The 22,649-nt window shown below is 64.2% G+C and carries 27 protein-coding genes and 1 other RNA gene; 13 read left to right on the top strand and 15 right to left on the bottom strand.

Annotation, left to right across the window (positions count from 1 at the left end; genetic code table 11):
* The 3 genes from FJT57_RS16870 to FJT57_RS03150 form a co-directional block, all read right to left on the bottom strand.
* Positions 1–284: archaellin/type IV pilin N-terminal domain-containing protein (locus FJT57_RS16870; protein ID WP_394348800.1), on the bottom strand; the 284-nt coding region annotated here is incomplete at its 3' end.
* A gap of 9 nt (positions 285–293) precedes the next feature.
* Positions 294–974: an archaellin/type IV pilin N-terminal domain-containing protein gene (locus FJT57_RS03155; RefSeq protein WP_144901591.1), complete on the bottom strand. Its 681-nt coding sequence runs from the start codon at positions 972–974 to the stop codon at positions 294–296.
* 332 nt (positions 975–1,306) lie between these two features.
* Complete coding sequence (locus FJT57_RS03150; protein ID WP_144901589.1) at positions 1,307–1,645, bottom strand: ArsR/SmtB family transcription factor; 339 nt, start codon at positions 1,643–1,645, stop codon at positions 1,307–1,309.
* Between the two features lie 164 nt (positions 1,646–1,809).
* Between FJT57_RS03150 and FJT57_RS03145 the strand changes: the two genes are divergently transcribed.
* The 7 genes from FJT57_RS03145 (at position 1,810) to FJT57_RS03115 (ending at position 7,696) form a co-directional block, all read left to right on the top strand.
* The gene (locus FJT57_RS03145; RefSeq protein WP_144901588.1) at positions 1,810–2,367 is read left to right on the top strand and encodes a DUF7500 family protein; all 558 of its coding nucleotides are present in this window, start codon (positions 1,810–1,812) and stop codon (positions 2,365–2,367) included.
* Positions 2,368–2,492: 125 nt separating this feature from the next.
* Positions 2,493–2,861 (top strand): chemotaxis protein CheY, encoded by a 369-nt coding sequence (gene cheY, locus FJT57_RS03140; protein ID WP_144901585.1) that lies wholly within the window; start codon positions 2,493–2,495, stop codon positions 2,859–2,861.
* Entirely contained in the window at positions 2,858–4,132 is a 1,275-nt protein-coding gene (locus FJT57_RS03135) for a chemotaxis protein CheC (protein ID WP_144901583.1), read from the top strand. The genes cheY and FJT57_RS03135 overlap by 4 nt, the downstream gene beginning before the upstream one ends.
* An 84-nt stretch (positions 4,133–4,216) precedes the next feature.
* Complete coding sequence (locus tag FJT57_RS03130; protein WP_144901581.1) at positions 4,217–4,816, top strand: chemotaxis protein CheD; 600 nt, start codon at positions 4,217–4,219, stop codon at positions 4,814–4,816.
* A gap of 128 nt (positions 4,817–4,944) precedes the next feature.
* Positions 4,945–6,027, top strand: coding sequence for a FlaD/FlaE family flagellar protein (locus FJT57_RS03125; RefSeq protein ID WP_144901579.1), 1,083 nt, complete (start codon positions 4,945–4,947; stop codon positions 6,025–6,027).
* 221 nt (positions 6,028–6,248) lie between these two features.
* Positions 6,249–6,680: a universal stress protein gene (locus FJT57_RS03120; RefSeq protein ID WP_144901577.1), complete on the top strand. Its 432-nt coding sequence runs from the start codon at positions 6,249–6,251 to the stop codon at positions 6,678–6,680.
* 212 nt (positions 6,681–6,892) lie between these two features.
* Positions 6,893–7,696: an RIO1 family regulatory kinase/ATPase domain-containing protein gene (locus FJT57_RS03115; protein WP_144901575.1), complete on the top strand. Its 804-nt coding sequence runs from the start codon at positions 6,893–6,895 to the stop codon at positions 7,694–7,696.
* 345 nt (positions 7,697–8,041) lie between these two features.
* On the opposite strand, the gene FJT57_RS03110 is transcribed toward FJT57_RS03115, so the two are convergent.
* From FJT57_RS03110 to FJT57_RS03100, 3 genes are all read right to left on the bottom strand, one after another.
* The gene (locus tag FJT57_RS03110; RefSeq protein ID WP_144901573.1) at positions 8,042–8,473 is read right to left on the bottom strand and encodes an SRPBCC family protein; all 432 of its coding nucleotides are present in this window, start codon (positions 8,471–8,473) and stop codon (positions 8,042–8,044) included.
* Between the two features lie 144 nt (positions 8,474–8,617).
* Positions 8,618–8,842 (bottom strand): DUF7123 family protein, encoded by a 225-nt coding sequence (locus FJT57_RS03105; protein ID WP_049987014.1) that lies wholly within the window; start codon positions 8,840–8,842, stop codon positions 8,618–8,620.
* Positions 8,843–8,895: 53 nt separating this feature from the next.
* A complete protein-coding gene (locus tag FJT57_RS03100; protein WP_144901571.1) occupies positions 8,896–9,087 on the bottom strand; it encodes a DUF7525 family protein in 192 nt (63 codons plus the stop codon).
* A gap of 186 nt (positions 9,088–9,273) precedes the next feature.
* Here FJT57_RS03100 and FJT57_RS03095 point away from each other — a divergent pair, with 186 nt between their 5' ends.
* Positions 9,274–10,455 (top strand): LEA type 2 family protein, encoded by a 1,182-nt coding sequence (locus tag FJT57_RS03095; protein ID WP_144901569.1) that lies wholly within the window; start codon positions 9,274–9,276, stop codon positions 10,453–10,455.
* Between the two features lie 62 nt (positions 10,456–10,517).
* Here FJT57_RS03095 and FJT57_RS03090 read toward each other — a convergent pair whose 3' ends face one another.
* From FJT57_RS03090 to FJT57_RS03060, 7 genes are all read right to left on the bottom strand, one after another.
* A complete protein-coding gene (locus FJT57_RS03090) occupies positions 10,518–11,549 on the bottom strand; it encodes a phosphate signaling complex PhoU family protein (RefSeq protein ID WP_144901567.1) in 1,032 nt (343 codons plus the stop codon).
* A gap of 164 nt (positions 11,550–11,713) precedes the next feature.
* Entirely contained in the window at positions 11,714–12,784 is a 1,071-nt protein-coding gene (locus tag FJT57_RS03085; RefSeq protein WP_144901565.1) for an ATP-NAD kinase family protein, read from the bottom strand.
* Positions 12,785–13,170: 386 nt separating this feature from the next.
* Complete coding sequence (locus FJT57_RS03080) at positions 13,171–13,866, bottom strand: competence/damage-inducible protein A (RefSeq protein ID WP_144901563.1); 696 nt, start codon at positions 13,864–13,866, stop codon at positions 13,171–13,173.
* Between the two features lie 144 nt (positions 13,867–14,010).
* On the bottom strand, positions 14,011–14,808 hold the full coding sequence (locus tag FJT57_RS03075) for a DUF5803 family protein (RefSeq protein ID WP_144901561.1): 798 nt from the start codon (positions 14,806–14,808) through the stop codon (positions 14,011–14,013).
* Between the two features lie 60 nt (positions 14,809–14,868).
* Complete coding sequence (locus FJT57_RS03070) at positions 14,869–15,549, bottom strand: DUF2110 family protein (protein ID WP_144901559.1); 681 nt, start codon at positions 15,547–15,549, stop codon at positions 14,869–14,871.
* Positions 15,549–16,079 (bottom strand): transcription factor, encoded by a 531-nt coding sequence (locus tag FJT57_RS03065; protein ID WP_144901557.1) that lies wholly within the window; start codon positions 16,077–16,079, stop codon positions 15,549–15,551. Before FJT57_RS03065 ends, FJT57_RS03070 begins: the two co-directional genes overlap by 1 nt.
* Before the next feature lie 60 nt (positions 16,080–16,139).
* A complete protein-coding gene (locus FJT57_RS03060; RefSeq protein ID WP_144901555.1) occupies positions 16,140–16,694 on the bottom strand; it encodes a tRNA (cytidine(56)-2'-O)-methyltransferase in 555 nt (184 codons plus the stop codon).
* A gap of 137 nt (positions 16,695–16,831) precedes the next feature.
* Here FJT57_RS03060 and FJT57_RS03055 point away from each other — a divergent pair, with 137 nt between their 5' ends.
* From FJT57_RS03055 to FJT57_RS03045, 3 genes are all read left to right on the top strand, one after another.
* Complete coding sequence (locus tag FJT57_RS03055) at positions 16,832–17,800, top strand: NAD-dependent epimerase/dehydratase family protein (RefSeq protein WP_144901553.1); 969 nt, start codon at positions 16,832–16,834, stop codon at positions 17,798–17,800.
* Positions 17,801–17,852: 52 nt separating this feature from the next.
* Positions 17,853–18,632, top strand: a complete 780-nt coding sequence (locus FJT57_RS03050; protein ID WP_144901552.1) for a DUF2797 domain-containing protein — start codon at positions 17,853–17,855, stop codon at positions 18,630–18,632.
* A 106-nt stretch (positions 18,633–18,738) separates the two neighbouring features.
* A complete protein-coding gene (locus FJT57_RS03045) occupies positions 18,739–19,926 on the top strand; it encodes a DUF4382 domain-containing protein (RefSeq protein ID WP_144901550.1) in 1,188 nt (395 codons plus the stop codon).
* 131 nt (positions 19,927–20,057) lie between these two features.
* On the opposite strand, the gene ffs is transcribed toward FJT57_RS03045, so the two are convergent.
* Positions 20,058–20,368, bottom strand: an RNA gene (ffs, locus tag FJT57_RS03040) — signal recognition particle sRNA.
* Positions 20,369–20,483: 115 nt separating this feature from the next.
* Positions 20,484–20,906, bottom strand: coding sequence for a DUF7548 family protein (locus FJT57_RS03035; protein WP_394348799.1), 423 nt, complete (start codon positions 20,904–20,906; stop codon positions 20,484–20,486).
* Positions 20,907–21,030: 124 nt separating this feature from the next.
* Between FJT57_RS03035 and FJT57_RS03030 the strand changes: the two genes are divergently transcribed.
* Together FJT57_RS03030 and FJT57_RS03025 are read left to right on the top strand one after the other, a co-directional pair.
* Positions 21,031–22,185 (top strand): thiolase family protein, encoded by a 1,155-nt coding sequence (locus FJT57_RS03030; protein ID WP_144901548.1) that lies wholly within the window; start codon positions 21,031–21,033, stop codon positions 22,183–22,185.
* A complete protein-coding gene (locus FJT57_RS03025) occupies positions 22,182–22,586 on the top strand; it encodes an OB-fold domain-containing protein (protein WP_238993888.1) in 405 nt (134 codons plus the stop codon). The genes FJT57_RS03030 and FJT57_RS03025 overlap by 4 nt, the downstream gene beginning before the upstream one ends.
* The last annotated feature ends 63 nt before the right edge of the window (positions 22,587–22,649 follow it).

Below are 22,649 nucleotides of genomic sequence, written 5' to 3'. Positions count from 1 at the left end.
TTCATATCCACCGCCCCCGATCCCGCAGCGAGGCGGATCGTCATCGTGATGTTAGCGATGTCCTCGTTGCTACCTACGGTGCCGTGCTGATTGATAACCTCGACGCGGTTCGTGACCTTGTCGACGCTCTCTTGTCCGGCGTCTTCGGCGGTCGCCTGCAGGAATCCGGCCGTATTCACGAGAACGCCCGCCGCGATTGCCGCGACGAGAACCATCGCGATGAACACGATGAGCGTCCCGATACCGACCTGACCGCGTTCGTCTTCGTTGAATATTTCAAACATAGATATCACTTAGAGTGGCACCGGATCGTTGTTCTCTTGACCCGCGAGTTGCTGGGGCATCGTCATGATGACTTGCGTGGATCCGCCGGAGCGGCTGGTGATGTCGAGTTCGATCGAGTCACCGGTCGAGAGGCCGCCTCCGTTCTGCTCGACGAGTGAGGCGTTGATCACGATCTCGTAGCGATCAGCCTGTCCGTTCAGCACCGGAAACGAAGTATCAGAGCCGTCGTTGAGTGAGTATGCGGTGAACTCCGCAGTTCCGCTGCTGGAATTGTTGAGACCGCTGGTGCCGTCCCACTGAGTAACGTCACCAAGCGTTTCCCCGTCACCCGTCGCCGTCTCTTTGTAAATGAGGTTCTCAGCTTTGGTGCTGCTCACGTACTTGATGGTGGTGTCTTCGAGTGAGACGGCACCGGAGCCAGCGGCAAGCCGAACCGTGAGGTTGAGGCTGTCGACGGCGAGATCGCCGCTAGCGGTTTCGTTAATCATGCCGTGAGCGCTCACGACGTCGAGTCTGTTCGTCACCTTGTCGACGCTCTCTTGTCCGGCGTCCTCGGCGGTCGCTTGGAGGAATCCGGCCGTGTTCACGAGGACGCCCGCTGCGATCGCGGCAACGAGGACCATCGCGATGAACACGATGAGCGTACCGATACCGACCTGACCACGGTCGGCGTCGTTTTCTTCAAACATTGTGTTGTCTCCAGTCTGGCCCTGTTCCTCCCCGGCGAAGGTTGGACCGTCGGGCCAACCAATCAGCGGATTGCACATAACGCTATGGACGCGAATATCACGTATGATATCTAGATCTATACGAGATATTTCTCCGTTAAGGGTCGTCTCGGTCGATATCTCTCGAAAATATGTATCTCTCTTGTTGACTTCCGTGTTGAACGGGGCGCACGCTGTTTGACACCGAACGACTCGAAAACAGTCCGAACGAGCGGTAGACCGCACGCAGGGCGGGGGGTGGGTGAGTGGTCAACTACGGCTGTGACGCGTGCCGTTCGATTCGGCAGTGACGTTCACTCTTGGGAGATCCTCCGCCAGACGTCGTCGAGTTTGTTCTTCACCTCGGGGCGGTCGGTCACCTGTACGTTGAGGTCTCGGTCCTCGAAATTAATGATGATCTCGTCGATATCGCGTCGGTAGACGTTCGTCCGACGGTGTTCGTCGGAGAGGACGCGGTCGTGTAGTTCGAGGAGTCCCGCTCCCGTCAGTTCCTCGATGCGACGGTAACACGTCGCAATCGGGATGTCGAGCATTTCGCTGAACTCCTGTGCCGAACGGGCTTCGTCCGCCGCGCGTAAGATATCTGGGTTATATTCGTTCCCCAGCGCTGCGAGCGTCCTGTCAGACTCCATAGACGGACCTACGTTCTAACCGGAATAATGTGAATGTGACGGTCCATCAATTTCGATATTGATACTGATATCAACTCACCGAGTGACGGATTTCGACTCGCTGGTGCCGGAGAAACGTAACAATCTGCGATGGGCTTATTACCGCGCCGAGGACACCGAAATATATGCCTCCCTCGGACCCGCCGGACGACGTTCCCGCCTCCGCCAGTTCCGAGGACGGAGTCGTCAGACCCGACGATCTCGATTACACGGTCTCCGAGCGAGTTGCCGAACTCGAAGAGGGTCGGTACGTCATCGCGACCGACAACGACGACTCCCCGTCCGTGGATACTTCCCAGGAGGAAGGGTCGGTTTCCGAAGACGAAAGGGGAACGCTCGCGCGACAACAGATGAATCGATACGTCTCAGACCGTGAGGGTGCGTACGGCTTCGCGCTCACGGCGGCATTCAACGGCGAAGTCGCACAACACGAGCGTTTCACCGACGACGTCGCGACGGCCTTCGGCGAACTAGTACAGTGGTATGTCGAGCAGATCGACACGGAAGCCTCGCCGAGCGAGGCGATCGGAATACTGCTGCTCGCGTCGGAGACGACGGTCTCGTACCCAACAAACACGCTGGCGTCCATCCTTCGACAGCAAAACCTTACGCTCAACGACTCGATCGCTGATCTCGTCGAGGCGCTGTCCGATGAGAAAATCCAGATTCCGCCCGAAGAGTAACCGCTGAGTCGGTTTTGAGGGCTCGATTCCCCGTCGACTCGTCGGAACCGTTTGTCGACGGATAGCCGTATCACCCGTGATAATGGGGGCGATGCGTTTATACAACGATTCCCGGAACGGTGAGTATGGCACGCACCGTACTGGTGGTGGACGATTCGGCGTTTATGCGGAACCTCCTCAAGCAGTTGCTCGAGGAGGACCACGAAATCGTCGGCGAGGCGGAAAACGGCGTCGAGGCGGTCGAACTGTACCGCGAACTCAGTCCCGACGTGGTCACGATGGACGTCGTGATGCCGATTCGTAACGGCATCGAGGCGACTGCCGAGATCAAATCGCTCGACCCGGCCTCCTCGGTGATTATGTGCACTTCGGTCGGACAGGAGGAGAAGATGCGCGAGGCAGTCGAGGCCGGAGCCGACGGGTACATCACGAAACCGTTTCAGAAACCGAACGTGCTCCAGGCGATCGACGACGTCGTCGGCGTCGAGGTATGAATCTCGACGTCCAGTCGCTTCGGACCTTCAGTCGGTTGGCGCACTCCGGGGCCGAACAGGCCGCTGGCTCGCTCACCACGCTCACCGGTTTCGACGCGCACGTCGCTGTCACGAAAGTCGAGATGGCGACGCGTGCGGACGTCGAACGGGAGTTCCGCGAGCGCGACCTCGTGACCGTTCACATCGGATTTTCGGGGGCGATCGCGGGCCGAACCGTCCTCGCGTTCGATCGCGAACGCGCAGTCACCCTCGTCGACGCGCTCGTTCCCGGTGCGGCTGAGGATCCCGACAGCAACCTCGCGACGAGCGGGCTGAAAGAGCTCGGGAACATTATGCTCGGCGGCTTCATTGACGGCTGGGCCGACTTTCTCGGCGACGGGATCGATATCACGACGCCGACCTACGTCGAACTGGACGCCGGTCGTTCCCTCCGCGACGTCATCGACGAGTCCTCCCGCGCGACGAACGGGTTCACCGAGAACGGTTTCGAAGGGAACGGTTCCGCAGCGAACGAAACTCCGACGATCCCCGACGCGTCCGACGCAGAGATCGACGGCGAGCACGTGCTCGCGTTCCGGAACCACCTCGAAGCGGTCGACGAAGAGGCCGGGTTCTACATCTATATGCTGCCGACTCACGACTCTGTCGTGACGATCGTCGACGCCGCTGGGAACGTCGAGGACGCGCTCCCCGTCGAGACGTACACGTCGTTCTCGCAGATGATCTCGGAAGGGGCGGGACAGGCCTCCGAGGATCTGACGGCGATGACCGGTATCGAGACCGAGGTCGACGTGAGTCGGCTGAGTTTCGTTCCGATCGAGGGCGTCCCGATGGAACTGACCGACGAACAGAGGCGCGGGGTCGTCTTGGAGTTCAGCGGCGGGCCGTCGGGGTACATCGCGATCCTGTTCGATAGCGAATCCGCCGAGAGCGTCGCCGATGCGTTGATGCCGGGGATGGACGCCGACGCCGCCATGCGCCAGAGCGCGCTGCAGGAGATCGGCAACATCGTCACGTCCGGGTTCCTCGACGGCTGGGCCGACACGTTGGAGACGACGATCGAGATCTCGCCGCCGACCTACGTCGACGACATCGCCTCCGCGATCGTCGACCCGCTCGTGACGGAGCTGGCGCGAACGCAGGATTACGCGTTCCTCATCGATTCGGCGATCGTGACGCCCGACGAGACATTCACGTGCGATATCTACGCGCTCCCCGACGAGCGCGAGCTTCGCGAGGCCTTCACGCAGCTCGCGACGGAGGCCGATTGATCGATGCCGATCCCACGACGGACCCGAGGTCAGTAGACGCTTGCAAACAACCAGACTCCCCGTTTTCGGACCTCTTCACTCGGAATGAAAGTTTACACTAGCGATCCGACCGACCGATCAACCGGTCGTGTGAAGGTCGGCGTCGCCGACTACGCGGTCGCCGAAGCGGGAGCGACGCTCGTGACGAGCGGTCTCGGCTCCTGCGTCGGTATCGCCCTCGTAGACGTCGACGCTGGCGTCGGCGGGCTCGCCCACGCGATGCTTCCCGAGGATACGAGCGATGAGGCGGTCGCAGATACAAGCGATGAGGCGGTCGCAGATACGAGCGACGAGACGGTCGCGGACACGAACGACGAAGGGATCGATGCAGACGGCCGCCCGAGTGCAGCGAAATACGTCGACTCCGCCGTTCCGGCGCTCGTCGAAGAGATGGTCGCTGCGGGGGCCGACCCCGGTCGGATCGAGGCGCGACTCGCGGGCGGCAGCGCGATGTTCGAATTCACCTCCCGTGCGGGCGCGATCGGTGAGCGCAACGCCGCCGCCGCGCGGGAGACGCTCGAAGCACACGCTATCCCGCTCGTTGCCAGCGACGTCGGTGGCGACTACGGTCGATCGTTGACGTTCGACGTCGGGGGCGCGGAGCTTTCGATTCGACGAGCCCACGGCGAGATCCACACGATTTGAGCCGAGCCACCGCTCTGTCGAGATATCTCATCTGATAACCGCGGGGGCACGTTTATGCGCGCTCCATCAGACCGTCGACGTACGACGACGCGGTGGCGATTCGGTCGCCGCGAAACGGGAGCCAGGCTATGACACTCGACCCCGACGACTACGACCTCCGAGAACGCAGACGTATCGCAGACGAACGGCAGACCGGGCGCACCGACGATCCACAGGACAGTCGGGAGGAGGACCGCGGCAGCCGACGGAGCCGCCGCGACGAGGACCCCGTCGCCAACGCCACGGCGACGGATTCGAGAGACGGACCGGACTCCGGCGTCGAATCGGGTTCGAGCCGCGAGACCGCCAGGCGAAACGGACACCGGCGTCGAACCGACCGTGAGATCTCGCGTCCGAACGGCAACGACGGGCGCCGAAACGGTGGCTCTCCCCACCGGAAGCGTGACGACGCGCGGGCTCAACGAGGCGGGTCAGACGACCGGAACGACCGTCGTGAACGGGTCCAGCGGCGTCGCGATGGCCGCGACGACGACGTGTCCGTTCGACCCCGCGAAGCGGTGAACCCCCCACGGCGCGGTGATTCTCGGCACGCGCGCGCCCACGACGAAGTAGTACTCGCCGATCAGCTCGCTCGCGACCTCGGATTCGGTGAGCGCCCCCGACCGCGACGGCGGAACGGCGTGACTGAAGCAGCGAGAGGCTCCCAGAGCCGTTCGGAACCCGTTCGAGATCGGACGGCTCGTTCGGATATCAGGGCCTCGGAGCGGCACGCTCGCGATTCGGTCGTCGGGTTCGACGCCACCGACGATGTCGGTCGGTTCCAGTTCAACACGGAGCTCCGCGAGCGTCCCCGGGGACGCGCCGACGAGATGCTCCGAGAGGAGCAACTCGAACAGCTCCTGATCCACGAGACCGCGGCGACTGACGGGGGACTCACGAAGCCGTATCTATCGTCGGTCCCGGACGTCTACGTCGCCGAGCGGCTCGTCTTCGACTGGCTCGAATTCCTGGTGCTGAACGGCGGATACAAGCGCACGATGGACGCCCTTCGGTACTATCACACCGTCGAATGGCTCACCGAGGAGGTCGAAGCCGAGTTACAGGATTACCTCGTCGGGTTCTCCGGTGAGGTGTCGTCGACGCGCGAGTACGACGTCGACGATCACCACCTGAGCCTGGTCTACATCGCGCGGTTGGCGTCGATGACCTGATCCCCGCTCTCGGTTGACGCGACGCCTGGCTGAGCCTGACCCACCGCCCGTTTTTTTTGCGCCGACTTCCGTCTAATCTGGGTTCCGCTTCCGCTGTTTCCCTCTCACTCCGCCGTTTCTCTCTCACTCCACCGTTTCTCTCTCACTCCGCCGTTTCTCTCGATTCTCACCCGCTGGGTCTCACCCAAAACCCCTACCTATCGGGCGTCGAAACATCGAGTATGTACGACAGAATACTCGTCCCGACGGACGGCAGCGACTGTGCGGATCGCGCGGTCGAACACGCGCTCGACATCGCGACACAGTACGACGCCGAACTCCACGTGCTCTCGGTCGTCGACTCCCGTGACGTGAGCCACAGCGCTCCGGCGATCAGTCCCGATCAGGTCCAGAAGACCCTCCGGGAACGCGCGGAGTCAGTCGTCGAAGCGGTCGCCGATCGCGCGGCGGAGGCGGGCGTTTCCGCGGTTACCGCCGTCGAGCCCGGAATTCCGGACGACGTCGTCGTCGACTACGCGAGCGACAACGAGTGCGATCTGATCGTGATGGGAACGCACGGACGGACCGGCCTCGAACGGTACTTACTCGGCAGCGTGACCGAACGAACGGTGCGGCGCTCTTCGGTCCCGGTGTTGACCGTCCGCGGCGAGTAGGAGTTGGGCGCGTAAGATCGGTTTTGTTACTGATCGATTTCGTGGATATCGACGCCTCGGAGACTGCCTCGAACAGCAATAACCGGAGAGTAACTCGAACGGCGACAACCGGAGACGGTCTCCAGGCCTCGACAACGACCGTCATTGGCGATGAGGCGCTGCCGATGGATCGAAGGCCACGGTATATACGCCCGGAGACCGTTTCCGGGAATATGGAACTCCGCCGTCTCCTCCGCGGGCGCGTCGAGTGGTCGCGACTGGAGGCCGTCGCCCGCGAGGTATGCGAGCGGTACGATCGCGAGGAGGTCCGCGTGCGGTTTCTCGACGCCGACAACTGGCTCTCCACGCCGATGGTCGTCGACGACCAGTGGTTCGTGAAGGTCATCTCCCGGCAGAACTCGATCGTTCACGGCCTGTTCACGACGGGGCGAAACCTGGGTGCGTTCTCGTCGGGCACGGAGGGGTTTTTCGAGCACTTCGAGACGCCGATCGAGATGGCCAGACACGAACTCGAAGCGACGCGTCGGATGCGTGAAATCGGCCTCAACGCGCCCGAGCCCGTGGAAACGTTCGAGGTCGACGGTCTCGGGGTGGTCGTCTTAGAGTACCTGCCGGACTTCCGGACGCTCGACGAGCTTGAGGAGGCCGCTGAGGCCGACCTCGCGCCGAGATTGTTCGAGGCGCTGCGGACGATGCACGAACACGAACTCCTGCACGGTGACCTCCGAGCGGAGAACGTGCTTATCCTCGACGATGAGATCTACTTTATCGACGCGACGAACGTCCGGGAAGGTGGCGCGACGGACGCGAAATCGTACGACGTCGCCTGTGCACTCGGCGCGCTCGAACCGCTGATTGGGGCCAAGCGAACGGTCGAGGCCGCGCTGGCGGCGTACGAGCCCGACGAGTTGCTCGCGGCGACGCGGTTTCTCGATTTCGTCAACATCCGCCCCGATCACGACTTCGACGGCGCGTTGCTCAAAGGTGAAATCGAAAAGCGGGCATCGTCGCCGTAGCGACGCCCGTCTCCGCTGTCATACTCGAAAGCGTGTTCCGTTCGGAAGCGTGGGAAGGCGGAGGCGGGAGTGATGCGAACAGCCGCTCTCACTCCGGGAAGTGAGAGCGCTGGACGCGGTGGGCCGCAGCGGACCCCGATGCACTGCGGCGGTGTGCGGCGGGCCTGTGCCGACTTCGACGAGAAAAGCGTCGGTCGTCGGCATCCGATGCTAACATCGGGGACTCAATAAACCCTCCGGGACGGGTCGGGTGATCTCATTGGCAGCGTGGCTCCTGTTTCCAGTGCCTCTTCCGCTTCCGATGTGTCCCAGTGCCTCTTCCGCTTCCGATGCGTCTCGCAGTCGCTAGCGATCCGTCTCGACGGACCGCCGTAGCTCGCGTTCCAGGTTCTCCAACTCCGCGTCCAAATTTTTCTCGAAGAACCGTTCGACGCCCGGGACCCGCCCGTCGACGACGAACTCGTTGATCAGTCGCGTCCCGTCGGCGGTCGGTTCGATCGTGTGCTCGCCGGTAACGCGCAGGACGGAAGACTTTCCGACGAATTTGACGTATTCGGGGGGATCGCGGGCGACGTCTTCGGTCTCCACCCGCGCGGTCGATTTCACGAACGGAATCGGCAGTCGGACGTGCCAGGTCGCCGCACCGGTCTCCTCGTCGACTTCGTATCGATCGACGACGCTGATCGCATCCGCTCGCTTCGACGGATCGGCGATGAATTCCCACACGGCCTCGGGCGGGGCGTCGAACTCGAAGACCCGCCGGATGCGTACCGTCATACCCGCTGGTCGGTGGGCGGCGTAAAAAAGGCCCTGATACGGTCGGTTACCGTCTCTTCCAACCGATCGCGGCACCGAGGAAGCGACCGCCGGTACATCGATACAACCGACCGGATGAATCGCACCGTCGAGCGCGTCTCGCCGTTAGCTCCGCGTGACGCGCCAGGTCGTCGATCGGGCGCGTCCCCACTTCTCGATCTCGACGTCTTCGGACTTCTCGGCGAGTCGCGGAAGCCGAACGCCGACCTGCTTGGCCGTCAGCCCGATCGCGTCGGCGATATTTTTCGCCCGAAAGTACCGCTCGCCAGCGGAGACGCTCTCACGGAGGTACGCGACGATCCGCTGTTCCTCCTCGGTGAACTCGCTCATTATCGCAAACTACGGGTGGTTCGGTCTTAAGTTTCTCGTCCGATCCGACGGGATCAGCCGAACAGGTGTGTCGCCGAAACGGCCAGCGAGGCGGCGATGAGGGCTGCGGCGAAGCCCACCGCGGCGACGAACTGATCGCCGGTCAGCCCCGCGACGAACATTCCGACGACGCCGAAGAGCGCGACGATCGAAAAGAGCACGGTCAGACCGAGTCCCGTATCCGAACTGGCGGCTGCGGTGTCCATACCGAGTGATGTCTCGGTTCTGACTTAGTTCATACGACTCTGGCTTGCTCACTACGACTCTTGGTTCGGTTTATTTGGGCCCCCGATACGTTTCTGGTCGGCCTCGCCACGGTCCTGTTATCGTACTAACCGGAGTCGTTCTCAGTCGTGAGAGCTATGTACCTGCCGTGATCTTGAGCGCACAGGATGTGGTCGTTACTGTCGCTCGGCGGTCGCGCTCGCACCGTAGTCGCCGCGGTCGTCGTCGTCGGTCTCCTCGGCGGCGGCGCGTTCGCGGCTGGCGTCGTCGGGGTCCCCTCCGTCGCTGGCGTCGAGAACTCGTTCGGTCCGGTCAACGAGACGACGACGGTCATCGAGACGAATCTCACCGTGTCGAACCCGAACCCGATCGGTGCGTCGCTCGGCGGACTCACCGTCGACTACGACGTCCTGATGAACGACGTGTCGCTCGCCAGCGGCAGCAAAGCGGGCGTCTCCGTCGGCAGCGGCAACTCGACGCTGAACTTCACCACGGCGGCCGACAACGGACAGATCCCCCCGTGGTGGGTGTCACACGTCCGTAACGACGAGCAGACGACCGTGACCGTCGACACGGCTGTGACCTCTGGGACGCTGGGCCGCACGATCGATCCGCCGAACGTCACCCGACAGGTCGAGACGGACCTGCTCTCGCAGTTCAACTCGACGGAGACGCGGGAGGTCGACGCCAATCGAGCGCTCGTCTCCGATCCGGTGCTGTACATCAACGAGACGAGCGCACAGTGGGGTGACGTCACGAACTCGCGGACGGGGATGGATCTCACGTTCGTCGTGTACAATCCGAAGTCGTATCCGATCGCCGTCAGCGAACTCGGCTACAACATCACGATGAACGAGGTCGCGGTCGGCGAGGGCTCGACCGAATCGGAGTACGTGGTGCCGCCGAAGTCGACGGAGACCATCGAGGCGACCGTGTACATCAACAACGAGAACATCGATGACTGGTGGGTGACGCACCTCGAGCGGAACCAGGTGACGGACCTGAAAATCGACTTCGACGCGCGGCTGAATCTCGCGGATACGACCGTAGACGTCCCGCTCAACTCGCTCACGTACACGACGGAGATCGAGACCGACATCTTCGGCACGAAGCCGACCGACGGCGAGACGGGTGAAGACGCGACACAAGGGGAGGACGACGATGACGCGGAGTCGACCACGACGGGCTCGCCGGGCGATTCTGAAACCGAGACGGAGACGGAGACGAGTTCACCGACGGCGACCCCAACCGAGACCGGAGACGGTTCGGAGACGGCGACCTCAGGCGACGAAACGACGACAGACGGGGAAACGACGACCGATGACGGCGGTTTGCTCGATCTCGGCTGAGGTTCGGCGCTCGCTAAGGTTCGCTACTCGGGTGAGATCCGAAGAGTCGTTCCAGTGCTGTCCTACCCGATCGTGACGTGCTCGGATTCCTCGTTGAGCGCCAGATTCGCCGCGATTTCCGCGTTCCGCATCGCGTACTGCGCGGTCTGCTGGAGGCTGACGAGGACCTCGCGAACTTCCAAGAGCTCTTCGTTCGGCATTTCCGGCAGATCGTCGAGGATCTCCTGCTCGCGGTCGCGAAGCTGTCTGAACCGCGTGCGACACTCGACCGTCTTGTCGTAGTCGCGCTCGACGACCGACTGGACCGCCGTTCGCGTGAGTTCATCGACCTGATCGGTGAACTCTCGGATCCGACGCATCGTTCCGGCGTCGACGTCGAGGGTGTGTCCCTCCGCGTTCATCGCGATGTTGGCGATGTCCTCGGCGTTGTCGGCTGTCAGTTCGAGGTTCTTCGCGACCGAGCGGTAGCCGATCAGCGGGAAGCCGGAATCCAATCCGACCGCGCGGGCGAGGTTCGGGTTCTGATACGCCGTGAAGATCAACCGGAGGAGGAGCACGAAGATCTTGTTCGCCTGTCGCTCGCGGTTCAGCGCGCGCTGTGCGAGATCCGTGTTCCCGTGTGCGAGCGCCTTGACCGCCTCGCCGCGCATAGTACTCCCGGTATTTTCGAGTCGCTCCAGCAGGTTATCGAGGGTGAAGTCCTCGGGATCGACCGAACAGCGGATGGCGATCCGATCCGGCGTCTCCTCGATGACGCCCAACCCCATCAGTTGGGTCTCGGCCTTGTAGACCGCGTTGATGTGCTCTGAATCCAGCGCCCCCTCGCTCTTCTCGATGTGGATGACCCGCCGTCCGAGGACGTACTGCGCGACGATCGCCCGTTCGAGAGAATCTGCGTCCAAGTTGTCGGCGCGAATCGTCGCCGAGGCGTCCTCTTGGCTCGCCGACTCAGGAAGCACCGTCAACGTCCCTTTCCCGCCCATCCGTATCGAGACCTCGTCGCCTTTGTTGACGTCGTGTTCCTTAGCCCACTCCGCCGGAAGCGTCATCGCCAGCGTCGAAGGGCCCAACCGCTGTACCTTACGCGTTTCCATATTACATCATATCCTTGAGTGACCTTAATCCTCACTATATGTGAATTATATATTCTGTATTTTATACGTATTGTTCGGTATATCGTGGGTATGTTAAAATAATACTGCGCAGCCGTGTCTACCACTCAAGTTATCTCGGTTGTTCACGCCAGTTCCGGATTCTCTCACACGATCCGCATCATCCGTCGTTCGAAGCGACCGATTCGGACCTTCGTCCACCCTCCGAGTTCGGCGTCGAGGTCGGGATCGTCCGTATCAACGCGGAGTTCGCCGATGGTGTCGAGTTTCGAGCGCGAGGCGACGATCACGACGTCGCAGCGGCGGATCACGTCGGGCGAGAGCTGCGGATTCCCGCGACCGAACACGAACCCCTGTCCGCCGATCGGCGAGACGACGACGACGTTCTCGCCGTCGGGACCGAGCGCGTCCAGAATCTCCGATTCGCTCGCGTCGAGAGCGAGCACTTCGCCCTCACGCCAGACGTCGACGCCGAGCGGCGACCCCTCGAATCCGAGTTCGGCTTTGATCGCGCCGACGGTGCTCCCGGGGCCGAGTACGAACGTCTTGTCACTCTCGCGGATGTCGTCTGCGACGCCCGCCGCGAGCGCTTCCACGTTGCCGCCGCCGAGTTGCTTCGACGACTGGAGCTCCTCGGCGACAGGGACGTGGGCGATCGCCCGCAACTCGGGATGGACCTCGCCCGCGCGGTACTCGTCCTCGTCGATGTCGAGCACTTCCCGGCGTTCGGTCCGCTCGAAGGTCGCGACGACGTGAGCTGCGTCCTCGGGCGAGACGGCGAAGACCGACGAGTACACTTTCACGCCCGCCGGAACGCCCAGAATTGGCGTTTCGGTCCCCTCCACGGCCGCCGCGACGTCCGCGGCGGTTCCGTCGCCTCCGACGAAGAGCACGAGATCGACGTCGGCGTCGAGGAACGCTCTCACCGCCCGCTCTGTGTCCGCTGCGGTCGAGTCGCGTGAGTCGTCCGGGGAACCGAGCACTTCGGAGTCGAATCCGGCTTCCCGGGCCACGTCCGCGCCCATCGGCCCGCCCCACGTCACCAGGTCGAACCCGTCGTTCAGCTCGCGGAGGTGTTCGAGCGCCCGCTTCGCTCGGTCCGGTGCGCGCGGTTCCGCGCCGCGGCGGCGCGCCTCCTCGACCTTGCCGTCGGTCCCCTTGAGACCGACGCGACCGCCCATCCCCGCGATGGGGTTGACGACGAGCCCGATTCGCATACCCGAACCCAGCGTCGGTGCGTGCAAAAGCCCGCCGGTCGAGCGGACGCCCGCCCGTCGGCCCCTCGGTCAGCCGCGCCGTCTCCGGCCGCGCCGCATCCGACTCCTCTCCGACAGTGTGCGAGGATGCGTCGATTCGAGACCGCTCGACCGCCGCCGACAGTATGAACGCTTAAGAACTCCGTCCGGGAACTGGGTGATATGATTCCACTCGCAACCGAGGGAGCGTCCCTCCCGATCGCGGAGACCGGCGCGGTTATCCTCCTCGTGAGCCTCGCGATGACCGCCGGTTGGCTGTACTACCTGTATCGATAGCGCCCTCCTCGCCGGGAACGGCGAGAGGGGGACGGGACGGCGACCGATCGTCCGGCGGCGGACGACCGCGGTTATTCTTCCTCGATGAGATCGACGCGCGAGGCGAGCCACGCGGCCGCCTCCTCCAGCACCGATTCGTCGGTCGCGGTGAACTTCACCCGGACGGACTCGCCCGGGTAGCTTCCGACCGTCACGTCGTAGCGCGTCTGCACCTCGGCGAGCCGGTCGACCAACTCGCTCTCGGGTTCGTCGACGTCGACGACGGTCGTGAACGTCGCCGTCCCGTGGAACTCGTCGGCGATACCCTCGAACATCGCTTTCATCTCGCTCGGGACGCCCGGGAGGACGTAGATTCCCTCGACGACGGCTCCGGGGGCGACGCCCTCGGTGTTCGGGAGCATTCGGGCCCGAGCGGGGAGCTCCGTGGTCCCGTCGACGAGCCCCTCCGCGGAGTAGCCGCCCTCGCCGGTCAGCCACTCGCGCGCCTCTTCGTGCGGCTCCAGGTTGCGGCCGACCGCGGCGGCGACGCCCGCCATCGTCACGTCGTCGTGAGTCGGACCGAGACCGCCGGTCACGATGACAGCGTCGTGTTCCGCGCGATACTCGTTGACGACGCGGGCGATGTCGGCGACGTCATCGGGTATCGTCGTGACGCGCTCGACGGCGACGCCGCGGGCGGTCAACTGCCCGCACAGCCAGGCGGCGTTCGTGTTGACGGTGTCGCCGGTGAGAAGCTCGTCTCCGACGGTGACGACTGCGACGTTCATACCTCTCGTAGCCCCGAACCGGACAAAAGCACAGCGCCTTCCGAAGACGGATCGAAACCGAAACAGTCTGTCAACACATCCCCTGCAGCGTCCTGTCAGCGCATTCTCGGGGGCGGCCCGTCAGCGCGTCCCCGCAGCGTCCTGTCAGCGCATCCCAGGCGGCGGTCCGTCGTCGTCATCGTCGTCGATCTCGACGTCGATCCCCATCTCGTGTCGCTGCTCGCGCAGCCGATCGATCTGCCGCCGGTAGTACAGCAGTCCGCCGCCGCCGATCGCTCCGACGAGCAAAACGATGCCGCCGAAGATGTAGAGATCGCGCTGGAGGTAGAACCGAACCGAGATGTGGTCTGTCGTCACCGGGTCCGCCCAGGCGATGTGGACGCGGTCTCGCTCGTCGATTTCGGTGTCGTAGTTTCGCGGGGAGACCTGTCCGAACACCGGGAAATCGATCCGACGGTTCGGCGGCAACACGACCTCGTAACTCCCGTCGACGTACGTCGGCAGCGTGAACCGCTTAGGCGTCCCGCCGCTGGTGAACGCCAGCGAACCGCCGCTTTCCGGCGCGTCGTCGGGGAGTTCCACGATCGTCTCATCGCGCGTCTGCCGGACTTCGCCGCTGCGGTTCCTGATCTCGGTGCCGGTGATGACGGTTCCGTCGGGGTAGCGGTATCGGACTGCCTCGACCGGCAGCGGGTTCGTCCCGCCGAACCCGTCCTCTCGGTACAGCTCGATCGTCGAGCTGTTCGTTTCGAGGACGGCCCGGAACTGCGTGTTCTCCTGGATCGTGATATGGGCGTTCCGCTCGGTGTCCCACTCGTACCCGTCGGCGGGCTCGCTGTCCAGCCGCTCGGCGTCGACGGGGCCGGTTCCGATGCCGAGACAGCCGCTCGTGATCGCGAGGAGGGCGAGACAACCGGCCGCGAGGAGGAGTCGTCGGTTCATTCGTGATTTCGGGCGGTGGTGGGTTGTGGTCTGTAGCGCGTTGTGATCTGTGGCGCTTGCTCAGCCGGTCAGCACGCACTTCAGTTCCGATCGGAGATACGATCCGATGCTGGCGAGCAGCCCCGGCGGATCGGTGCTTTCGGGGCAGACGATGCTCTGTTCGAGGAGTCCGAGCCGTTCGACGGTGATGATGTCGTTGGCGTGTCCGGCGCGGTTCACCGTCGCGCGCACCTCGCCCCGGGTCGCGCTGTTGACGTTCACCCGGCCGCCTCCCTCCTCCCGCGTCCAATCGTACAGCCGGTCGCGGGTCTCGTCCGCCAGTCGCGGCGTCTCGCCAGCGACGAACCGCAGCGGCGTGTGCTGGACGACGCCGAACCGGTCGCGGATCTGCGACGGCGACCCGGTCCCGAGACCGAGCTCGTCGCGCTCGATCCGAACGGTGTTGCCGTTGCCGACGTCGAGCACCCATCCGTCGTCGTCCCACGAGTCGAGCGTGCCGACGTACGTCTCTCCGTCCTCGTGATCGGCCGTGATCTCCCCCCACGACTCCGCGAGGAGGTTCCCCGCGACCGTCGCGTCATCGCCCGTGAGTTCGACGTCGACGAAGTCGTCCTCGCGGACGTCGATGGCCCACTCCACGTCGAGTTCGCCGACTTCGTTTCCCACGAGCGAACCGAAGCTATCGAGGGCGCGCTCGCGGGCGTCGCCCTCGACGTAGCATTTGGTGGCGAGAACGACCATCAGTCGTCTCGACCCACGTCGACGTTGAGTTCGTCGCGAAGCTCCTCGATGCGGTGTTCCATCGCGACGACCATATCGTCGTTCTCCATCGGTTCCAGCGGCGCGCCCGTCTCGGGGCACTGGAAGCCCTGTTCCATCGCCTCGGAGAACTCGAAGCGAATGCCAGCCGGTTCCGAGAGGTAGAACTCGTGGGTCCGCTCGTATTCGAGGCGCTCTTCGAGCGCGTCCAGCAGGCGGAGCATCTCCTCTTGGAGGTTCTCGGGGATGTTCTCGTAGTGGAACGTCCAGAGGTAGGTGAGCCAGCCGGAATCCTCGTCTCGGACGCGGCGATACTCGGCCAGATCGTTCTCGTAGAGGATAAAGAGCGCCCGCCTGACGTCGTTGAGTTCGAGACCCAGCTCCTCGGCGAGTTCCTCGTCGGTCACCTCGCCGTCCGGGGGGGCAGCCGCCACCGGCATCCCCGTCGGTCCGACGAGCTCGTGGAGGTACTTCTGGATGACAGGGTCGTTCAGCAGCTCCTCAAAAGCCATTATAAACAGTTGCGCCGCTCAGTCGTTTTAAAGTTGCGGATGCGGCCCCGACGACTGCGTTCACGGTTCGTCCACCGATTCATCGCCGTTGACGACCCGCTTTCCGCGCGCTTGCGGAATCACGCTGCGCTCGGCGTCGACCCACTCCCGTTCGAGTTCGCGGCCCTCGAACAGGTGATCCAGAAAGACGGCCAGCCCCGCCACCTCCGAGTGGGGCTGATTCGTGACGCCGACGTTCCAGTCGGCCGCCTCGTACACCTCGAACGGGACCTTCTCGCCCCCGACGACGACGAGCAGCGGCTCCTCGCGGTGCGCGTCGCGGACGTCGCCTTCGACGTCCTGGATCCGCTCGCCGTACATCGTCAGGTGGACGACCGAGCCGTCCCAGTCTCGAATCGTCGCGTCCAACTCGTCGGTGAGTTCGACCCGGAAGGGGCCGCCGAACCGGCCCGTGATGTCCTCGACGGTTTCGAGCGACTGTCCGGCGTTGTCGGGGAAGATCACCCGATCCGCGCCGAGCGCCCGCGCCGTGAGGCCGACGTGGGTCGTCATCCGGTCGTCCCGACCGGGTCGATGGCCGTAGCGCAGGACGGCCACCGCTGGTTCTCCGTGCATACTCCCCTCCAGACGCGGCGGGCGCTAAGGCGCTTCGCTTCGGTAGTCGATGTCGTCCGCGGCGGACCGACCGCCGGAGCGAAGCGCTTGCTTACGGAAAGGAGAACGCACTTACCCCCGCCGAGTGCACCTCGAATATGCACCTCTCCGACAAGCGGATCGTCGTCACCGGCGGCGCGGGTCTCGTCGGCTCGCACCTCGCGCGTCGCCTCCGCGAGGACAACGACGTCGTCGTCGCCGACGACCTCTCGAAGGGAACGCGCGAACGGGTCCCCGAGGGCGTCGCGTTCGTCGAGGCCGATATGACCGAACAGCGAGACGTCGCTGACGTCATCACCGCCGACGTCGACGTGGTGTTCCACTTGGCGGCGTACACTGATACCAACTACGCCGAGCCCCGCAAACTGTTCGAGGAGAACACCGAGATGACGTACAACGTCCTCGAGCGGATGGACGAGGTCGGCGTCTCCGACGTCGCCTTCACCTCCTCGTCGACGGTGTACGGCGAAGCTCCCCGGCCGACCCCCGAGGACTTCGCCCCGTTGGAACCGATCAGCGTCTACGGCGCGTCGAAACTCGCCGACGAGGGGTTGCTCTCGACGTACGCCCACGCGAAGGACTTCACCGTCTGGTGCTTCCGCTTCGCGAACATCGTCGGCCCGAACCAGCGCGGCAACGTCATCCCGGATTTCATCGAGAAGCTTCTCGATGACCCCGAAACCTTGGAAATCCTCGGCGACGGTCGCCAGGAGAAGTCCTACCTCCACGTCACCGAGTGCGTCGACGCCATCTGCCACGTCGTCGAGCACGCCGACCGCGCGATGAACACCTACAACCTCGGCACGCGAACGACAACGTCGGTCACCCGGATCGCCGACGTCGTCGCCGACGTGATGGGCCTGAACCCCGACTACGCGTACACCGGCGGCGACCGCGGCTGGGAGGGCGACGTCCCGAGGATGCGGCTCTCCGTCGAGAAGCTCTCGGGACTCGGCTGGGAGGCGGAGTCCTCCAGCGACGACGCGGTTCGTCGCGCGGCCGAGGAACTGTACGAGGAACTGCGGGCCGAACACGACGAGGCCGCGTCCGATCCCGCAGATTCCTAGCGAGGGACCGCAGAACGGCATCGCTTTCACGCCGGATCGACTACCTCCTCGCGTGCAGTTCGTCGGCTACGACACGGGCGGTCCAGACGACACCGACGCCCCGGGGCTCTACGTGAGCGACGCATCAGCGATCGGCGATCTTGACTTCGTCACGCTTGACCCCGGAACCGAACTCGCCTACACGCTCGGGGAGCGCCGCTGCGCCGGGACGATCACCGATGAGGGCCACGTCTCCTGCTCGAACCCGAGCGCGCCGTACTGCCCGCAGCACCGCTCGACGTGGGTCTGTGCGAAGTGTACGGGCACGTGTCTCAAAGACGAGATGGACTGCGTCGAACCGCACGCCATCTACCTCGCGGCGTTCGCGCCCGACGTGTTCAAAGTGGGCGTCACGAAGGAGTGGCGGTTGGAGACGCGCCTGCGGGAGCAGGGAGCGGATCGCGGTGCGCTCCTGCAGACGGTCTCTGACGGTCGGATCGCCCGGGAGCGCGAGGCCGAAATCGCCCGGGAGATTCCGGATCGCATCCGCGTGCCGACGAAGCGGGACGGACTCCACCGCACGGTCGACGACGACGCGTGGGACGACCTCCTCGGCCGGTTCGACGTCGACGGGGCGGATCGCTTCGATTTCTCGTACGGGCTCGACCTCCGAGACCGACCCGTCGCCGAGACGATCGCGACGGGAACGGTCCGAGGCGTCCAGGGTCGGCTGCTCGTGCTCGATCACGCGCGGAGCACCTACGCCGTCGACCTCCGGGACCTCGTCGGCTACGAGGCGACGCCGGAGGCGACGACGCGCGACCTGCAAGCGAGCCTCGGCGCGTGGGGTTGATTTGGGAACCTGGGCCGCGACGCCAAGTAATTCGAACAAATTCGGATGAATTCGGTATCAACAACGGTCTACTAAATGACGCTGCGTCCCGTGGGATCGGAGTGAAATGAACCGAAACGCAATCGCGAGCCTGCTCGTCGCGGCGCTCGTGCTTCTCGCCGGGTGCACAGGAGGGATGACCGGGGCAGAAGACGGGACCGCGATGGACGGGACGTCCGACGGTGCATCGACCGCCGGAAGTGCGGAGGGAACGACCGGAACGGTGAATCTGTACATCAGCGACGAACAGAACGCGATCGGCGACTTCGAGCACCTCAACGTCACGATCACCAAGGTGGGGCTGAAGCCAGCCGAGGACGACGCTGATGAGGACGATGACGCCGACGAAGAAAACGCGGAAGACGATGACGCCGACGATAGCGACGAGACAGAGGACGGTGACGAATCGACTGACGACGGAGGTGATACCGTCGACGGCGACGACGCAGACGCCAACCAGACGACGACTGACGCGGAAGATGACGCTGATGACAGCGTCGACGACGATGATGCCGACGAAGGAGAAGACGCGGACGAGGAAGAAGACGAAGGAGAAGACGCGGACGATGACGACGACCGCGAGTGGGTCGAATACGAGGTCGACAACCGGACCGTCGATCTGACGCGTCTACAGGGCGCGAACGCCACGAAACTCTCGGAACTCGACGTTCCGAACGGCTCCTACGAGAAGGTGTTCGTCTACGTTTCCGACGTGAACGGCACGCTGAAGGACGGCAGCGATCAGCGCGTGAAACTCCCCAGCGGAAAACTCCAATTGAACTCGGACTTCACGGTCGGTAACGGCGAGTCCGTCGACTTCGTCTTCGACATCACCGTCGTGAAGGCCGGACAGAGCGGGAAGTACATCCTCAAACCGGTCATCTCCGAATCGGGGACCGACGTCGAGATCGAACGCGTCGACGACGATGACGACGAAGATGACGAAGATGACCGCGACCGCGAGGATCGGGCGGAATCCGCGCTGAACGCGACGTTCCTCGACGACGTCGCACCCGGAGAGAACGCGACGCTACGCGTAACGAACAACGGGTCCGCGATAGAAAACGCGACCGTCGACGTCGACGACGGTCCGTCCGGAACCACCGATGCGAACGGCGAATTCGTCGTTTCGATTCCCGATGACGCCGACGAACTCGAAATCGAGGTCAGTCACGGCGGTGCGGAGACCGAATTGGAGTTCGAGTTCGATGAGAGTGGGGATGAGGTGGACGACGCGGACGACGCAGACGAGTAGGACCGGCCCGAACCTCTACCGATGCCTCGGCCGAAAGCGCCTGAAATTGCGGATCGTCGCGTTTGCTGACACTGCGCGGCGTTCGTCCTTTTTTGTAAGCGGCGTTGCTCGCGACGTGAATACGGTATGAATGGCGGACGGCGGGATTGCCCGGCGTTCCGACGCGGGGAATCCCAGTCGCCTCCTCCACCCCGCGATCCTCCGAGCGACGAACGTTCGCAGGTCCGCTGCTCGCTTCCGCGCCTGGCGGGGTACCGGCGACGAATCACCTCGAGCCGACCCTGCGGCCGGTGTCGGTGAACCGCTGTCCCCGAAGGACGAGGTTTCGACGTTGGCTTCCGGGGCCCGCACCGGTCTGACCGGACGCCCCCGAGTTCGGTCCCCGCTGAAGGCCGAAAATGCGGGTAGAGAGCAGGGCCTAGCTGCCCGACCTAGTCCGGATTCAGGTAGACCGGGATCACATAAGGGGCTTTCGACTCATCGACCGCCGTGATCGAAGGACGCCGTGCGGGTCGCGGGCGAAGCGACCGGCGATCAGCGGGCGTTCGACACTCGCGTTAGGGTAGAATCGCCCGAGCGTACGCGCCAGCGGCGACGGCGACGACCGCCGAGCCGGTGACGACGAGCCACCGGTGGTTCTCGATCCACGCGTACTCGGCGGGGAAGCTGAAGAGCAGCGTCGAATCGATCGAGACAGCCCACAGCAGCGAGAACAGGAGCATCGCGACCGCCGCGACGAGCGCGACGCCCGAGAGGGTGATCGGATCGGAACGCTCCTGCGCGCCCGCGAGGAAGACGACGACGGTGAGCAGTGCGAGCACGCCGACGACCGAGACGCCGAACGGTCCCGACGCGTAGTACGCCGCGACCCCGGTCCCCGGCGCAGAGATCACGAGCGCGGGGACGAACACGACGCCCGCGAGGAGGAGACACGCCACGGCACCGAGCTTCGGAGCGATCGAGTCGAGGTCCACGTTCATATTCCAGTGTCGACACGGGGTGGGTGTAAGCGCTTCGAGAGACGATTCTCGCGTGGGAAGCGCGTTCGCGGTTCCAATTCTCCGAAAGGGAAACCGGTAAGCCACCGCCCCCACGTTCTGGACTATGGAGCGCGTAGCGATCATCGGCGCGTCGATGACCCAGTTCGGGCAACGCGAGGAGTGGATCCGCGAGTTGCTCTCGGAGGCCGGTCAGGCGTGCCTCGAAGATGCTGGTGTCGCACCCGACGCCATCGAACACCTGTACGTCTCGAACATGGCGAGCGGCGAGTTCGAGGGCCAAACCGGTATTCCGAACGCCCTCGCGCACGACCTCTCGGCGATTCCGGCCTACACGGCTCGAATCGATCAGACCTCCTCGTCCGGCGGTGCGGGCGTCTACGCCGCGTGGCAGTCGGTCGCCTCCGGTGCGTCCGAGATGACGATGCTCGTCGGCGGCGAGAAGATGACTCACCGATCGACTGCCGAGGCGACGGACGTCATCGCGTCGCTGACGCACCCCGTGGAGTACAAACACGGCGTGACGCTGCCGTCCTTCGCCGGGCTGACCGCCCGCGCCTACCTCGAAACGTACGACGCCCCGCGCGAGTCGCTCGGCAAAGTCGCGGTGAAGAATCACAGGAACGGCGTCGACAACCCACACGCGCAGTTTCAAAAGGAGGTCGACCTCGACACAGTATTGGAATCACCGGTCGTCGCCGACCCCCTTCGACTCTACGATTTCTGTCCGATCACGGACGGGTCGGCGGCGCTGCTGTTCTGCCCGGAGTCCGTCGCCCGCGAGTACGCCGACGAGTACGCGGTCGTCTCGGGGATCGGCGGCGCGACCGACACCCACGTCGTCCACGAGCGCGCGGACCCGACGACGATGGGCGGCGTCGTCAACTCCTCCGAACAGGCTTACGAGATGGCCGATATGCGGCCCGAGGACGTCGACGTCGCGGAACTGCACGATATGTTCACCATCCTCGAGTTCCTCCAATCAGAAGACCTCGGCTTCTTCGAGAAGGGCGAGGGATGGAAGGCGGTCGAGGAGGGTGTCACCGATCGCGACGGCGAACTGCCGATCAACACGTCCGGCGGCCTCAAGTCGAAGGGCCACCCGCTCGGGGCCTCGGGCGTGGCACAGGTGTACGAGATCTACAAACAAGTCGTCGGCGAGGCGGGCCCCCGACAGGTCAAGGCCGAGGCGGCGCTCGCCTGCAACGTCGGCGGGTTCGGCAACTGCGTGACGACGACGATTCTGGAGGGTCAACAATGAACGAGGATCGCGAACTCGAATCCGACGGCGGATCCGACCACGTGATGGAGGCGTATCGCTACCCCGACGGGAGTCTCACCTACCCCGGCCACCCGCTCGGCCCCGGCGGCGAGGAGCCGACCGGCACCGTCGACCTGAGCGAGTACGTCGCCGAAGTGATCACGTGGACGACGTCGACGGCGACGCCGCCGGGCGTCCGACAGCCGAATACGCTCGCGATCGTCGAGTTCGACGTTGAGGGCGAACCCGTCCGCGCGATCGGGCAGGTGACCACCGAGGAGATCGAAATCGGCGACGAGGTCCGGCCGGTCTACTGCCAGGAACTCCGCGAACCCGGCGCGGGAATCAGAGAGCCCGCGAGCCAGGAGTGGGACGGCTTCCGATTCGAACCGGTCGAATAACGGCGATCAGTTTTCGCGGCGCACAGGCGGCAGACACCCACGCTTTTGCCGCTGCCGGGCGTC

The organism is Halobellus captivus (assembly GCF_007655485.1).
GTDB classification, from domain to species: Archaea; Halobacteriota; Halobacteria; order Halobacteriales; family Haloferacaceae; genus Haloquadratum; species Haloquadratum captivum.
Note: the sequence above shows the minus strand (reverse complement) of the source record. Positions and strands in the feature narration are given on the sequence as shown.

Excerpts from the sequence above, each read along its gene's own strand:
- FJT57_RS03035 (WP_394348799.1), bottom strand. The coding sequence starts at position 20,906 with ATGAACGTGGACCTCGACTCGATCGCTCCGAAGCTCGGTGCCGTGGCG.
- FJT57_RS03060 (WP_144901555.1), bottom strand. The coding sequence starts at position 16,694 with ATGCACGGAGAACCAGCGGTGGCCGTCCTGCGCTACGGCCATCGACCC.
- FJT57_RS03055 (WP_144901553.1), top strand. The coding sequence starts at position 16,832 with ATGCACCTCTCCGACAAGCGGATCGTCGTCACCGGCGGCGCGGGTCTC.
- FJT57_RS03130 (WP_144901581.1), top strand. The coding sequence starts at position 4,217 with ATGAAAGTTTACACTAGCGATCCGACCGACCGATCAACCGGTCGTGTG.
- FJT57_RS03150 (WP_144901589.1), bottom strand. The coding sequence starts at position 1,645 with ATGGAGTCTGACAGGACGCTCGCAGCGCTGGGGAACGAATATAACCCA.
- FJT57_RS03105 (WP_049987014.1), bottom strand. The coding sequence starts at position 8,842 with ATGAGCGAGTTCACCGAGGAGGAACAGCGGATCGTCGCGTACCTCCGT.
- FJT57_RS03025 (WP_238993888.1), top strand. The coding sequence starts at position 22,182 with ATGAACGAGGATCGCGAACTCGAATCCGACGGCGGATCCGACCACGTG.
- FJT57_RS03100 (WP_144901571.1), bottom strand. The coding sequence starts at position 9,087 with ATGGACACCGCAGCCGCCAGTTCGGATACGGGACTCGGTCTGACCGTG.
- FJT57_RS03145 (WP_144901588.1), top strand. The coding sequence starts at position 1,810 with ATGCCTCCCTCGGACCCGCCGGACGACGTTCCCGCCTCCGCCAGTTCC.
- FJT57_RS03045 (WP_144901550.1), top strand. The coding sequence starts at position 18,739 with ATGAACCGAAACGCAATCGCGAGCCTGCTCGTCGCGGCGCTCGTGCTT.
- FJT57_RS03065 (WP_144901557.1), bottom strand. The coding sequence starts at position 16,079 with ATGGCTTTTGAGGAGCTGCTGAACGACCCTGTCATCCAGAAGTACCTC.
- FJT57_RS03095 (WP_144901569.1), top strand. The coding sequence starts at position 9,274 with ATGTGGTCGTTACTGTCGCTCGGCGGTCGCGCTCGCACCGTAGTCGCC.
- FJT57_RS03070 (WP_144901559.1), bottom strand. The coding sequence starts at position 15,549 with ATGGTCGTTCTCGCCACCAAATGCTACGTCGAGGGCGACGCCCGCGAG.
- FJT57_RS03090 (WP_144901567.1), bottom strand. The coding sequence starts at position 11,549 with ATGGAAACGCGTAAGGTACAGCGGTTGGGCCCTTCGACGCTGGCGATG.
- FJT57_RS03155 (WP_144901591.1), bottom strand. The coding sequence starts at position 974 with ATGTTTGAAGAAAACGACGCCGACCGTGGTCAGGTCGGTATCGGTACG.
- FJT57_RS03135 (WP_144901583.1), top strand. The coding sequence starts at position 2,858 with ATGAATCTCGACGTCCAGTCGCTTCGGACCTTCAGTCGGTTGGCGCAC.
- cheY (WP_144901585.1), top strand. The coding sequence starts at position 2,493 with ATGGCACGCACCGTACTGGTGGTGGACGATTCGGCGTTTATGCGGAAC.
- FJT57_RS03110 (WP_144901573.1), bottom strand. The coding sequence starts at position 8,473 with ATGACGGTACGCATCCGGCGGGTCTTCGAGTTCGACGCCCCGCCCGAG.
- FJT57_RS03085 (WP_144901565.1), bottom strand. The coding sequence starts at position 12,784 with ATGCGAATCGGGCTCGTCGTCAACCCCATCGCGGGGATGGGCGGTCGC.
- FJT57_RS03120 (WP_144901577.1), top strand. The coding sequence starts at position 6,249 with ATGTACGACAGAATACTCGTCCCGACGGACGGCAGCGACTGTGCGGAT.
- FJT57_RS03115 (WP_144901575.1), top strand. The coding sequence starts at position 6,893 with ATGGAACTCCGCCGTCTCCTCCGCGGGCGCGTCGAGTGGTCGCGACTG.
- FJT57_RS03030 (WP_144901548.1), top strand. The coding sequence starts at position 21,031 with ATGGAGCGCGTAGCGATCATCGGCGCGTCGATGACCCAGTTCGGGCAA.
- FJT57_RS03080 (WP_144901563.1), bottom strand. The coding sequence starts at position 13,866 with ATGAACGTCGCAGTCGTCACCGTCGGAGACGAGCTTCTCACCGGCGAC.
- FJT57_RS03075 (WP_144901561.1), bottom strand. The coding sequence starts at position 14,808 with ATGAACCGACGACTCCTCCTCGCGGCCGGTTGTCTCGCCCTCCTCGCG.
- FJT57_RS03125 (WP_144901579.1), top strand. The coding sequence starts at position 4,945 with ATGACACTCGACCCCGACGACTACGACCTCCGAGAACGCAGACGTATC.